Genomic DNA, 15076 nt, shown 5'->3' with positions numbered 1-15076 from the left:
ATAAGGGTTATTGATTTTAGAATTTGATGACTTCGTAATAGGCTTTCTTAGGCTTTAGCTCGGTGTCGAAAAGTAAGGGGTAGTTTTTTCGGCCCCTGCCATCCAACCAACTATATTTATCTGATAGGTTCCAAAAAGTAACACCGGTTATATTTTTTTTATACTTTCTAAATACCTCAAAAATCATTTGATATTTCTCGAGTTGTTTTTGTTCCATCTCTGGAGTAAACGTAGTAGGCTGAATGCTCTTTTCGCCAGTAATGAGTTGTCCACCCTGTCTTCCGGCATAAACAGAAATATCCAGTTCGGTAAACTGAATCTGTAAACCTAATGAAGAGAACATTTCGATAGATTTTTCAAGTTCTGCTCTAGTAGGGCTATTGATCGACCAGTGAGCTTGCAACCCTACACCGTGTATGGGCACTCCCTTAGCCAATAAGTTTTTAAGCATTTTATAAATTTTATCCCTTTTCGCAGCGTTTTCAGTATTGTAATCATTATAAAATAAGATGGCTTTAGGGTCTGCCTTGTGGGCATATCTAAAGGCCTCTTCTATAAAATCCTCTCCAGCAATTTTAAGAAATTGCGATTTACGGTAGTAACTAGTATCATCTGCAATCACTTCATTTACAACATCCCATGCATATATTTTTCCGCGGTAGCGAGATACCACTGTTTCGATATGATTTTTCATCCTGCTTAACAAAACTTGTTTTGAAACTGGCTGCCCTATTGAATCTTTAAAAAGCCAGAATGGTGTTTGTGCATGCCATACCAAACAATGTCCTCTTACTTTTATTTTATTCGCAACGCCAAATTCAACGATCGAATCAGCAATTGGCCAAAAATACCTGTTTTCACCAGGATGTATTGGGCCCATTTTCATCGCATTCTCTGCAGTGATACTATTAAAATGCTCAAGGATCAGTGATTTTTCTTTGCCCCTAAGGTCGCTTGGTTTAACTGCAACTCCTATGGGGAAATATTTTTTGTAATAGTCTTTAAGTCCATCTGTTTTTTTAACGCCTGATATTAATAAGGTTCCTATAAAAAGCAGTAAAATGCCTAATTGTAATTTGTTCAGTTTCACATTCATATTTTGGTCAGTTTATTAATTAAATCAACATTGCGAATTTATCTACCTACACACTTTTCGAATGGTTTAATTCATCATTTTTACTAGTACATTTGAACATTTACACAAGTTGCGATAGCTATTTACCCTTTTAATGAATTGTTTGTTTTTATCGATACTTATCCAGCAAAAAGGGGGGCAAGTACTTTGTTTCATATAAGTATAAATCCAATGTTTTGAACGATTCGCAATATGCTAATCTTGGGCGCCCTTAAGTTTTTAAAAACCCATATAAAGCAGACTCCTTTATATATATAAATAAGTAGATAATACTATCGACTCTTAAATATCAGTATTTCTATGCAACCGATTGAATAAATAATGTAACATTATTAAATGTACGCTTAGGGCTATAATTCGATGTTTTCTTGATGAAGGAGTTTATACAGTTTTAAGCTTCCGTGCAACCGATGCCGACTAATTTTAAAGATAGAACGTTAGACTTTGGTTAAAATGGATGCGAAATTTGTAGTTTTTATATAGGTTTTCATCTCATTTGTTCAATAATTATAGAACATTTTTATAATAAAACCCCTTTTATTATGCTTTAAATGCTGTTTTTGCATCCTTAAACAAACAGGGTATAAATTTGAACAATTGTGCTATCATAAAAATTGTAGCTGTACTAGTTTCGTTAAACTAAATATAGACCAAAACATTTCCTAGCAGCAGTTTATGAATCAGTCGCTTAACACATTTCATTCGATCGCTCTCATTATTTTGGGAACGCAATGCACTTGAGTTAAGAATTTGACCTTAGCACTGCTAATTATGTGTAGACGATAATAGCTTCAATCAATATGCAAATTGATGAAGAGCGTATCCTTCTCAAATGGTTTTATCTAGCTGTAACCAAAAATATAAACCATATAGAACCGAACTCAATGACAGCACCAAGTTAACGTCTCTGTCCCCAGCGGACATCAATGCATGAGAACCTTTTAAATGCATTAAACTAATCAATCAAAAAACCAAAATATAAACCTAATACTATGACAAAAAACTACTATCTAACCGCGGGAGAAATCTGCCCCTGCCCAGCTAAAACAGGTACAAATCTCTGTTTTTATAATCCTATTAAATTCGGATTGATATAATTATCCAAGTTCTATTTCTCTTTAAACGATTTAAATAATGGAAAAAAATACCAAAACGGGTATTGCTGTGCACTCCAAGTATTGGAGGTATAAGCAGGCGCTGCTCGTAATTTATTTAACACTAATGGCTTCCTTACTTTTGGTTGATCATGCTGCGGCACAACAGCGACGAAAAATAACAGGAACTGTAGTTGATGAACAGGGTCCTATTTCTGGTGCAACCATCACCTTAAAAGGTACCAGTGTTAAGACACAAAGTGATGCAAACGGCGAATTTGTTATAGAGGTAACTGCCGACAGACAAATCATAACTGTAGCGTACGTGGGTATGAAAACCCAAGATGTGAATGTGGCAGGCAAAACAACTGTTAAAGTAACATTAAAAGACAATACCGACCAGTTAGGCGAAGTAATCGTTGTTGGTTACGGTGTGCAAAAGAAACAAAGTGTAGTTGGGGCAATTACACAAACTACAAGCGAAGTACTAGAAAGAACCGGTGGGGTATCTAGTTTAGGGGCAGCCTTAACTGGAAATTTACCAGGTGTAATTACAACAGCTAGTACGGGTATGCCTGGTGAGGAAGATCCACAAATTCTTATTCGTGGTAGAAGTACTTGGAACAATGCAAGCCCACTTATTTTAGTTGATGGCGTAGAGCGATCGATGAACAATATCGATATCAGCTCGGTAGCATCAGTTTCTGTATTGAAAGATGCATCAGCAACTGCTGTATTTGGGGTAAAAGGTGCAAATGGCGTTATCCTGATTACTACAAAAAGAGGCCGCGATGGAAAAGCAGAAATTAGGGCATCTGCCAACACAACCATGAAATCAGCCTCTAAACTGCCAGGTAAACTTGATTCGTATAACATGTTTCAAGCTCGAAATAAAACCATTGAGTACGAGCTAGCACTTGCTCCTGGGGCTTGGACCTCCTATCTGCCAGAAGCTGTAATGCAAAAGTACCGTTCTCCTGCAAATTTGGAGGAAGCAGAACGTTATCCTAATGTCGATTGGGTAAATACGCTGTTCCGCGATAACGCAATGTCTTACAATGCAAATCTAAATGTAAGCGGAGGCACGTCGTTTGTAAAATACTTTTCTTCTGTAGACTACCTTGATGAGGCCGATCTTTTTAGAAGATTTGAGAACGACCGCGGATATAGTGCAGGTTATAGTTTTAGAAGATTAAACGTTAGAAGTAACTTAGATTTTCAATTAACACCTTCTACTACTTTAAGAGCTAATATTTCTGGCTCTAGAGGTTTGTCTGGTAGGCCATGGATTGATGTAAATCCTTATAACACTTGGACAGCTGCCTATTCTGCTGCTCCAAACCTTTATCTTCCTGTTTATTCAGACGGAAGTTGGGGATTCTATAAGCCAAACGAACAACAAAGCTTAAACTCGGTTCGTATTTTATCTACAAGTGGTCTTCAACAAACCACAACCTCTCGTATCACTACAGATTTTACCCTAGATCAAAGTTTAAATTCATTGGTTAAAGGACTTAATGTTAAAGGAACGCTTTCTATAGATAATACTTTTATTGAAGCTGGTCGTGGAATAGATGACAGGAATAACGGAACGCTAAGTAAATATATTGATCCTGAAACTGGAGTGGTAAGTTATTCGCAGACCAAGGATGCTGCCACCGAATTAGAATGGCGTGAAAGCGTAAGGTGGTCAAGTAGAGCAGGTGATGTAAATGATGGCGCTACCTATCGTAGAATGTTTACTCAGTTACAACTGAACTACTCAAAAACAATTGCACAGAACCATAATCTTACCGCTATGGGGCTTTGGAGTAGAGATAATAGCGCTATCGGAAGTATCATCCCTTCATATAGAGAAGATTGGGTGTTTCGTACAACTTATAATTACAAAGGTAAATATAGCTTAGAATATAACGGTGCCTACAACGGATCAGAAAAATTTGGTCCTGAATACCGCTTTGATTTCTTTTCTTCTGGCGGACTTGGCTGGATGATTTCTGAAGAGGCTTTCATGAAACCTATAAAATTCATCAGCTCACTTAAATTACGTGGGTCGTATGGAGAGATTGGAGATGATGGTGGATCCCCTCGATTTGCATTTTTAACCAACTGGGCGTTCGGTGGAACTACACCACTAGGTGTTACTGGTGAAGCAGCCGAACAAAGTCCATACAACTGGTATAGAGAAACTGGTGTGGGTAACCCAAATGTTCGTTGGGAGAAAGTAGTGAAAAAGAATATTGCACTAGATTTCGGTTTTTTTGGAAATATGATTTCTGGAAGTGTTGATTTTTTCCAAGATGATCGTAGCGACATCTTAACAGGTACAGCCAGGGCGGTACCGAGTTATTATGGAGCCTCTCCGCCTACTTTTAACGTAGGTAAGGTGCAGTCAAGGGGTTATGAAATTGATCTTCGCATTAACAAGAAAATAAATAAAAACCTAACGGTATGGAGTAATATCAACTATACCCATGCCAAAAACAAGGTAATTGATGCAGATGTGGCTCAACTATTACCACTTTATTCGAAACCTATTGATAAACAGATTGGGCAAGCCTATTCTTACGTAAGCCAAGGTTATTACAATACTTGGGATCAGCTTTATGGAAGTACCATGCACAATGCAAATGACCAACAAAAAATTCCAGGAAACTATCATATAGTGGATTACAATGGAGATGGGATAATTGATGCCAATGATAATATTCCATTTGGATATTCTGGAGCGCCACAAAACACCTACAATGCAACCATTGGTTTCGAATGGAAAGGCTTTAGCGTATTTGCACAGTTTTATGGTGTAAATAATGTTACCCGTCAAGTAGTATTGGGATCCTTCTCAGGAAAAAATACAGTGGCTTATGATGAGGGAAGTTACTGGTCTAAAGACAATACAAACCCAGATGGCCCAATGCCAAGGTGGGAATCTACCCCGGCAGATTATTTCAGGGCAGACAGATTCATGTTTGATGGATCTTACCTAAGGCTAAAGAATGCTGAGGTGGCTTACACATTTAGGCAAGACTGGATTAAAAAAATGGGTATATCTAGTTTACGTGTATTTGTAAACGGAAACAACCTACATGTTTGGACCAAGATGCCTGATGATAGGGAAGCCAACTATCAAGGTGCAGGCGGACAAGGCTGGGCATCTCAAGGAGCTTACCCTACTGTAAAGCGATATAACCTGGGTGCTAATTTTATTTTCTAATCGAGATTGTTATGAAAAAATATACAAAATGCCTATTAATGATAGGATTTATTTGGGTAGGAAGCGGGATGGTATCCTGTAAAAAATATTTGGATAGAGATCCAGAAGCAATCGTATCTGCTGAATCAGCTTTCAAGGACTTTAGAAGTTTTCAAGGCTATACAGAAGAACTTTATAATTGCATTCCAGACTTTACCAATCGCTATTGGACAAATAGCTTTAACTGGGGTGAAGATGAAATCCAATCAACGGTACAAAATTTCCACTTCGTTAATAAAATTGATAATGGCGATTTTTGGGGCTGGCAAAGAGAGTTTGATGGTTGGGGAGCGGGATTTATGGATAATGCCGGTGCCAATACCAACAACGACAGATTTACCAAAGGCCTATACCCACTAGCTTGGTACGGAATTCGTAAGGCCAATTTAGGTTTAGAGAATCTGAACTTAATGGTAAATGCAACACCAGAAGAACGTGATTTGATCAAGGGTCAGCTTTTGTTTTTCCGTGGATGGTTTCATTTCATGCTGATTCAATATTTTGGCGGATTACCATATATAGATAAAGTATTACCTTCTGATGAGCCATTTAGGCTTCCAAGATTAAAATACCAAGAATGTGCAGCAAAGGCAGCGCTAGATTTAAGACAAGCCGCTGATTTATTACCAATTAACTGGGATAATACCACAGCAGGAATTCAAACGCTTGGTAAAAATCAGTTACGTATCAACAAAATCATGGCTTTGGGCTATTTAGGCAAAAATTATCTTTGGGCAGCAAGTCCTTTGATGAACTTCGAGTCTACAGGCAGCAAAACCTATAATGCCGAACTAAGTAAAAAAGCTGCAGCAGCATTTGCCGAACTGTTAAAACTAACAGAAAGTGGTGCTGCCCCTCACAAGTTGTTGCCATTTAATCAATACAGCACCAACTTTTACACCATGGGACAAAACTTCGCCTTGCCAGGAGGTACTGAAGCGATTTTCTCTGGTCCATATTGGGGTGCTCATGGCTCTACCTATGGTACGGCGAAACAATATACCCCTGCAATTGTAGGTGCTGATGCGCTAGTGTTTGCCCCTACCGCAAACTATGTTAATTATTATGGGATGAAAAACGGTTTGCCTATTGCAAATTCTGCAACGGCAGATCCTAGTGGTTCTGGATATGACCCACAATCGCCATGGCGTGACCGCGACCCTAGGTTTTATAACGATATCATTTATGATGGGGTTAAGGTTGTACAGGGAACACTTGCGGCTAACATGGAGGCGCATCGTTACGCCAACTTGTTTACAAGCGGAAGTTATAGAGACGACCGTTCTGGTAGCCGAACAGGATATTTGATGTTCAAATTTGTGCCTCGAACTGCCAATAACTTTGATCAGGGTTGGAATTATGGACAGAACTTGAACATTAAAGTTCCGTACATGCGTTTGGCAGACATTTACCTAATGTATGCTGAAGCAGCTGCTACAGGTTACGAATCTGCAACCGCAACTACAGATGGTTTTGGTAAATCAGCCGTTGATGCCATCAATGTAATCCGTGATCGAGCAGGTGTTGGACGTGTTGCCGCACAGTTTCTAGGCTCAACTACAGAGTTCATGAAAGAAGTAAGACGTGAACGTGCCGTTGAACTTGCCTTTGAAGGACATCGTTTCAATGATCTTCGCCGCTGGCGCTTATTGGCTGAGGTGCCATATACATTAAAAACTGCAGCAGAATTTGACCGAGCTGCTACCTTAAACCCAGCTGCCGATACCAAATTAAACAAAGTGGTAAATTATCGTGAGCGTGTAATCTTACAAAGACCATTTACTGAAAAGCATTACTGGCTGCCATTAAAAAGAGCAGATGTAAATATGTATAAGGAGTTTGCACAAAACCCTGGATGGTAAGGTAGTTCATGATCATAAATAATTAAATATAACAATGATGAAATTTTTAAGAAATGGAATAATGCTGTGTGCCTTTTTTACGCTATTCGTCAGCGTACTCAAGGGTCAAGAAGCAGTTAAAATACCTATAAAAGCCGTAGTCCGTGCCAGCAATGGAGATCCAATCAAAGGAGCTACAATAAGTGTCGAAGGGAGTGACGTGCTAACTATATCAAATCAATCTGGCGAATTTTCATTGTCAATTGCCGCAAATGCAGCATTTACGGTTAGCGCCACAGGATACCAAAACTCATTAGTAATTGCAACAGCAGATCTTAAGCAAGTCACCTTAAAAAATGAGGAAAACATTGTAAATGTCGGTTTCAAGAAAGTGGAGGGAAGTGATCTTCCCGCTGGCGTATCAAGCGTAAATTTGGCAAAACTTTTTGAGAAAAACTTTACCACCTATGGCCTAGATGGAATGGAAGCTTTTGCACCTGGTTTTAATGGAAACAATCTTTGGGGCATGAACTCTTCTTTGGTTCTTATTGATGGGGTACCACGTGACGTGGGAAGTATCACACCAAATGAAATAGAGGAAATTACATTCTTGAAAAGTGCTTCAGCAGTTGCCTTATATGGTAGCAGAGGTGCTAAAGGTGTAATCTTAATAGCTACAAAAAGAGGTGGGCTAACTAAGCAAAAAATAAATGTACGCTCAAATATGGGACTTAACGTTCCAAAAAGATTCCCTCAATACTTAGGCTCATCAGAATACATGAGCCTATATAACGAGGCTTTAGTTAACGATGGCTTGGCGGCTACCTATACGCCAGAAACAATTTATAACCATTCTGGAGTTAATCCTTATCGTTATCCAAGTGTAGATTATTATTCATCAGAATACCTAAAAAGTAGCTATGCTCGCTATGATGGCGTTGCAGAGATTTCTGGTGGTAATGATCGTGCTCGTTATTACACTAACCTAGGATTTATTTCTAATGGCTCTCTACTAAATTTCGGAGAAGCAATGGAGAATAACACCACAGAGCGCTTTAATATCCGTGGTAATGTAGACATGCAACTTACAAAAGCCCTAAAGGCAAGAGTAGATGCAAGTGCTGTGTTTTCTAACGGAGGTGGTGTAAATACCAATTATTGGGGCAGTGCAGCAACCTTGCGCCCTTATTTATTTACGCCACTAATTCCTATCAGCATGATAGAGGCAAGTGATGAGGTTAGTAAGGCAATGATTAAAAATGCGACCATTATAGATGGTAAGTATATACTTGGTGGTACACAATTAGACCAAACTAACCCATTTGCCGCAATTTATGCAGGTGGTAACAATAGGTTTGTTCAACGTGAATTTCAGTTTACCACAGGGATAGATGCAGATTTAAATGGCTTGTTAAAGGGACTTACCTTTAATACCAGTATGGGAGTTGATTACTTAAACAGGTACAACCAAGGCTATAGAAATGGATATGCAACTTACCAACCAAACTGGACAACTTATGCTGGTTCTACGCAAATCGGGAGTTTAACTCGTTGGGGCGAAGACACTAAAACAGGCGTTCAAAACATAGCAGATAGTTATTACAGACAAACTATCTCCCTATCTGGTCAATTAAATTACAATACAACAGTTAGCAATAATCATCATATCTCAGCTATACTATTGGCAGCAGCTTATCGCCAGTCGCAATCTGAGATCTATCAGCCAACAACAAACTCTAATTTAGGGCTTCAGTTAAATTATGATTTTAGCAAGAAATACTTTGTTGAGCTAACCGGTGCACTGGTGCGTTCGCCAAAAATGCCTCCAGGAAACAGAATTGCTTTCTCTCCAGCAGCTACTATTGGATGGAAGCTTAAGGAAGAATCTTTCCTTAAAAAAGTTTCATTCATTGATGATTTAACACTTACGGCATCTGCTGGGATTTTAAATACAGACCTAGATTTTGATGAGTATTTTGCCTACGAAAGTATCTATACAGCAACTGGTGGTACCTGGCACGGCTGGAATGACGGCGTAGGAACACAATCTACAGATTCTCGCCGTGGTACTAATATGAACTTAACTTTTGCTCAAAGGAAAGAAATCAGTATTGGTATTAAAGGTGCAATGTTTAAAAACGTATTAGATTTTAGTGCTAATGTTTTCAGAAACAACATCACAGGCATCATTGGACAAATTAACGTTCTCTATCCAAATTATTTTACAACAGGCTTTCCAAGTTCTTCATTTGTTCCTTATAGCAATTACAATAGCGATCAGCGTACAGGTTTAGATTTTAACGTAAACTTTAACCAGAGGACAGGTTCGGTTCAATGGACAGTAGGTGCTTCTGGAACTTATTACACCACCAAGGCAACCAAACGTGCCGATTTGTTAACTTATGAGAACAGCTATCAATACCGCGCTGGTAAACCACTAGATGCAATATGGGGCTTAAAGAGCAATGGGTTCTATATGGATGCAAGCCAAGTGGCAGCTGCCGACGGAATTAATGGTCCAAAACCAGCGTTCGGTTCGGCATTGGCTCCTGGTGATATAAAGTACATCGATCAAAACGGCGATAAAATCATTGACGATAAAGACCAGGTATACTTAGGTCGCGGAGGATGGTTTGGCGCTCCTTTTACTGCAGGTTTAAACCTAACCGCTAAATGGAAAAACCTTACTTTATTTGTTTTGGGTACAGGTCGTTTCGGCGGAATTGCCATGAAAAACGACAACTACTTTTGGGTAAATGGAAGTGATAAATATTCAGCAGTAGTAAGAAACAGATGGACCACTCAAACCAAGGATTCGGCAACTTTCCCTCGTTTAACTACCTTAAACGGCGATAACAACTTTAGAGCCTCAGATTTTTGGCAGTATAGCACCGACAGATTCGACCTGTCTAAGGTTCAAGTTTCTTACACCATTCCAGATAAAGTTTTCAAAAGCAAAGTGTTAAAAGAATTGGGCGTGTATGTAGCCGGATTTAATCTTTTAACCGTTGCAAAGGAAAAGGAAATATTAGAGATGAATTTAGGTGGTGCTCCACAAACCAGGTTGTATAACCTGGGTGTAAAGGCAATGTTTTAATTGAATATAATATTAGATAAGATGAACAGAATATTAATACGATTTATAGTTGTCGTTGTTGTGCTCTCGGGCTGTAAAAAATTTACCGACCCAGCTCCCCAAAATAATGGAGACTTTGAGAATATCTACACAGAACCAGCACTTGCCCACGGGTTATTGCTAAACGGTTACACACGACTTCCCTCAAATGGCTGGTCTTTTAATGATGTAGCCACAGATGATGCAGTAAGTAATGACATCAATAACAATTACCGAAAAATTGCTACAGGCCAATGGTCTGCTGCATTTAACCCACTTGATCAATGGACAAATGCCAGAGCAGGTATCCAGTATATCAATTTATTCTTGGCAGAGGCCGATAAGGTATTATGGGACTCTAAAGACCCAATGTTAAATACCATGTTTAACGATCGCCAAAAAGGAGAAGCCTATGCGTTAAGAGCATATCTAATGTCTTACATGCTACAGGCACACGCCGGAAAAGTTGGCAACGTTTTATATGGTTTCCCTTTGGTGCTTCAACCAGAAACCCCAGCTTCTGATTTCAATCAACCTAGGGCAACTTTCGATGCTTGTATTAAACAAATCTATAGCGATTTAGATAAAGCAGAGCAATTACTGCCATTAGATTATGCCGATATCAGTAACACTACTCAAATCCCAGCAAAATATGCAGGCATTAAGGTAGAAACCTACAATAGGGTTTTCGGTAAGTTCTTTAATCAACGCATGACTGGCCGTATTTCAAAAGCTATTCGTGCTAAAGTAGCATTAATGGGCGCAAGTCCAGCCTACAGCGCAGGCAATTCAACCACTTGGATTGATGCTGCAAATTATGCTGCCCAGGTATTGGCACTTAATGGATGGCTTGCTAACTTAGACCCTAATGGCGTTACTTGGTATGACAATAGAGCCGAAATCGATGCATTGGCATCAGGTGCAAACCCTAGAGAAGTCCTTTGGCGTACCAATGTGGGCTCAAATAGTGATTTAGAGGCAGCTAATTATCCACCAACCTTATCAGGTCAAGGTCGTATAAATCCTACTCAAAACTTGGTAAACTCATTCCCCATGTCAAATGGATATCCAATTACCAACACCACTTCAAGTGGATATAATCCTAATGCGCCATATACTGGCAGAGACCCACGTTTAACAAAATATATCTTATTTAACGGAAACACAGCAGGATCTACAAATAAGGTAATCAATACCACATTAGATGTGGCTACAAATGACGATGCGTTAAATAGGAAAGAAGTATCAACTAGGACAGGTTATTACATGAAAAAACTGTTAAGGCATGATGTAAGTCGTACCCCAACAGTAAATAACCAGAAGCATTACAGACCTCATATCCGCTATACAGAAATATTTCTAATTTATGCAGAGGCGGCAAATGAAGCATGGGGTCCAATGGCCAATGGTGGCAACGCCTACTCCGCTTATGATATCATCAAGGCCATTCGTGCAAGAGCTGGTGTAGGTACTACCAATGGCGATGCTTACCTAGAATCAATTAAAGCTGATAAGGATGCCATGAGAACATTGATCAGAAATGAAAGAAGACTTGAATTAGCCTTCGAAGGATTTCGATTCTGGGATCTACGCAGGTGGAATGCAGTTTTAAATGAACCTGTAAAGGGCATGAGTATTTCGCAAGGCGCCTATCAAGAAATTAATGTAGAAGCGAGGAGTTATCAAGAACACATGAGATTTGGTCCTATCCCTTATAGCGAAATTTTAAAGTATAATTCTTTACAACAGAATACAGGATGGTAAGCCCTCTGGCATGTACTTCATTAATAAATAACGAAACGATGAAAAATAAATATTATATGATAATAGTGCTTATACTGGCACTAGGTTCTTGCAAAAATGAAGAAATGGAGTTTCCGGATTACGATACGCAAACTGTTTATTTCGCTTATCAGTCACCAATTAGAACCATCACAATGGGTGAGGACATTTTTGATACCACGCTTGATAACCAGCGTAGACTCCAGATCATGGGCACTGTTGGAGGAGTTTATTCCAACAAGGAAAATATCAATATCGGAATTAGTGTCGATAATTCACTGACGCAAGGATTAACCTATGGCTCTCCTTATAGTGGAACCGTAAGGCCGATGCCAGCTAACTATTATACACTCGCATCTAACAAAATCGTAATTCCAAAAGGAAGTCTAATCGGTGGTGTTGATATTCAATTGACCGATGCTTTTTTTGCAGACCCATTGTCTGTAGGTACAACCTATGTTATTCCACTAAAAATGACAGACGTTGATCAAAATAAAACAATCTTGCAGACTAAGAATTATACCCTTTATGCGGTTAGGTACATTAATACGTGGCAGGGATTTTACTTACGTAGAGGTAAGGACAATGTGGTGGGCAAAGCCGGAAACACGGCCTTAAACCAATCGATAGTTAGACACATGCAATACGTAGAGAAAGATGAAGTCAACAAGATAAATACCCGTTCGCTAACCCAGGCAGAATTTCCTGTGGTATTTAAGGTAGCTGGCGGAACAAGTATTAATAAAACCTTATTGTTAACATTTGATGCTAACGGAAATTGTTCTGTAGCTGCTAGCGATGCTAGCTTTACGGCAACAGGAACAGGGAAATTTGTAAAAAGAGGCGAGAAGAACAGTTGGGGTAGCCAAGATCGTGATGCCCTTTACCTAAATTATCAGATTGACCTAAGTGATAGGACTATTAATTCTTTAGACACACTTGTCATGCGTGACCGTGGCGTAAAGGCAGAGACATTTACACCAATCAAGTAAATAAATTTTATCTAATAATCCAGAAAAAATGAAAAGATTATTCAACATCACAATGGGCGTGGCTGGGCTAACCTTGCTTGCTTCTTGTCATAAATATGAGTCGCTTGACTTTAATGTAGACAAGCCAACCAGCTTCACTGCTCAGGAGCAAATCGATGCCTATCAACCATTAAAAACATACATCAACCGCACAACAAATGCCAAATTCAAATTGGGGGCGGGGACTTCATTGCAAGCCTATGTAAGTAAGGGGGTAATGTATAGGCTTATCAACAGCAATTTCGATGAGATTACCTTAGGCTATGAAATGAAACACGGTGCTGTTGTCCAGGCAGATGGAAGTTTGGCTCTATCCAATGTGAAAACATTGTTGGAAACAGCTTCTAAGGCAGGGATTTCTGTTTTCGGGCACACACTCGCTTGGCATGCCAACCAAAATGCAACCTATTTGAAAAGCATCATCGCTCCAGTAGTCATTCCATCATCGGGTGGCCCGTCTTGGGATTTAGTGATAGGTGCTGATTTTGAAACAGACAATGCAGCCGTTTATCAATCCAATACCAACGCAGTAATGTCTTTTACAGCAGCAGGCGAAGGCTTCAATGGAACAGGCAGGGCATTAAGAATCAATAATGCCGCAGTCCGTACCAATGATTACGATGCGCAATTGTTTCTCAAGTTTCCTGGAGTGGTGTTAGGGGAGAAATACGAGCTCAAACTAAATGTACGTTCAGATGTGGCCGCATCTTATTCTACACAAGCTCACGTAACCCCTGGTGCTTATAAACACTGGGATTTCTTCGGTACAATTTCCTCAACACCAACATGGACAACTTATACAAAAGAGATCACGGTAACAGCAGACATGGCCACAAGCGGAAGTGTGGCTTTTAACCTAGGGAAAACAGCAACCAATTTCTATTTTGATAATATCACCTTAAAAAAATACAATCCACTTGGTGGAACTACCATTGTGGAGAAAACTGCCGACCAGAAGAAAACCATATTAACCGAGGCCATGGACAAATGGATCAAGGGAATGGTGACTGTTTCTAAAGACTACGTTAAAGCTTGGGATGTGGTAAATGAACCCATGGATGATGCTAAGCCTTACGAACTTAAAACAGCAGTTGGTAGAACCACCATTGCTGCTGACGAATTCTTTTGGCAAGATTATTTAGGAAAAGACTATGCCTTAAAAGCCTTCCAATTGGCTAGGCAATACGGTAATGCTACGGATATCCACTTTATCAACGATTATAATTTAGAATACAGCATTGATAAATGTAAAGGTCTAATCGCATATGTAAAATACCTTGAAGATAAAGGAGCAAAAATAGACGGGATTGGAACACAAATGCACATCGTAGCTACTTCAGATAAAGCGAAAATTGATGAAATGTTCACCCTGTTGGCAGCAACAGGTAAACTGATCAAGATATCTGAATTAGACATGGGCTTTGCGGGCAACATCAAAACACCAGCTGTAACAAAAGAACAATACGCAGCGCAGGCAGAGATGTACAAATATGTGGTAAAGAAATATTTCGAACTTATTCCGCCAGCACAGCGATACGGAATCACCATATGGGCTCCACAAGACAGTCCAACAAGTTCAAGCTGGAGAGCAGGAGAGCCAATTGGTCTATGGACAGAAGGATTGATAAGAAAGCCAGCCTATGTTGGCGTAGCTGAAGGGCTAAAATAAAAAATTAAGATACATTTGGTTAGTAAGAATGCCAGGGGTTAAACGCAAGGTTTCCCCTGGTTTTTCTGTTTTAGATAACTTGTGTCTTATTTGGATTTTCAATAGCGCAGAATGGCTGAGAATTAGAAAATAAACAACCTGAAGTCATTAAAATAT

7 protein-coding genes are annotated in these 15076 nt (G+C 39.3%); 6 read left to right on the top strand and 1 reads right to left on the bottom strand.

Annotated features, from left to right (window positions below; genetic code table 11):
• Positions 1-16: 16 nt before the first annotated feature.
• The gene (locus tag EZ428_RS02390) at positions 17-1096 is read right to left on the bottom strand and encodes an endo-1,4-beta-xylanase (RefSeq protein ID WP_131551506.1); all 1080 of its coding nucleotides are present in this window, start codon (positions 1094-1096) and stop codon (positions 17-19) included.
• Between the two features lie 1173 nt (positions 1097-2269).
• On the opposite strand from EZ428_RS02390, the gene EZ428_RS02385 reads away from it, so the two are divergent.
• The 6 genes from EZ428_RS02385 to EZ428_RS02360 are packed head-to-tail and all read left to right on the top strand — an operon-like array spanning position 2270 to position 14920.
• Complete coding sequence (locus EZ428_RS02385; RefSeq protein ID WP_131551505.1) at positions 2270-5443, top strand: SusC/RagA family TonB-linked outer membrane protein; 3174 nt, start codon at positions 2270-2272, stop codon at positions 5441-5443.
• Positions 5444-5454: 11 nt separating this feature from the next.
• Positions 5455-7344 carry a RagB/SusD family nutrient uptake outer membrane protein gene (locus tag EZ428_RS02380; protein WP_131551504.1) on the top strand — a complete coding sequence of 630 codons (1890 nt, stop codon included), beginning with the start codon at positions 5455-5457 and terminating at the stop codon, positions 7342-7344.
• 34 nt (positions 7345-7378) lie between these two features.
• Positions 7379-10420, top strand: coding sequence for a SusC/RagA family TonB-linked outer membrane protein (locus EZ428_RS02375; RefSeq protein ID WP_131551503.1), 3042 nt, complete (start codon positions 7379-7381; stop codon positions 10418-10420).
• Between the two features lie 21 nt (positions 10421-10441).
• The gene (locus tag EZ428_RS02370; protein WP_131551502.1) at positions 10442-12202 is read left to right on the top strand and encodes a RagB/SusD family nutrient uptake outer membrane protein; all 1761 of its coding nucleotides are present in this window, start codon (positions 10442-10444) and stop codon (positions 12200-12202) included.
• Between the two features lie 38 nt (positions 12203-12240).
• A complete protein-coding gene (locus tag EZ428_RS02365) occupies positions 12241-13212 on the top strand; it encodes a DUF5627 domain-containing protein (protein ID WP_131551501.1) in 972 nt (323 codons plus the stop codon).
• 28 nt (positions 13213-13240) lie between these two features.
• Positions 13241-14920 (top strand): endo-1,4-beta-xylanase, encoded by a 1680-nt coding sequence (locus EZ428_RS02360; RefSeq protein ID WP_131551500.1) that lies wholly within the window; start codon positions 13241-13243, stop codon positions 14918-14920.
• The last annotated feature ends 156 nt before the right edge of the window (positions 14921-15076 follow it).

This window comes from Pedobacter frigiditerrae (assembly GCF_004331645.1).
Lineage (GTDB): Bacteria > Bacteroidota > Bacteroidia > Sphingobacteriales > Sphingobacteriaceae > Pedobacter > Pedobacter frigiditerrae.
This window is presented reverse-complemented; position numbering and strand designations above follow the sequence as displayed.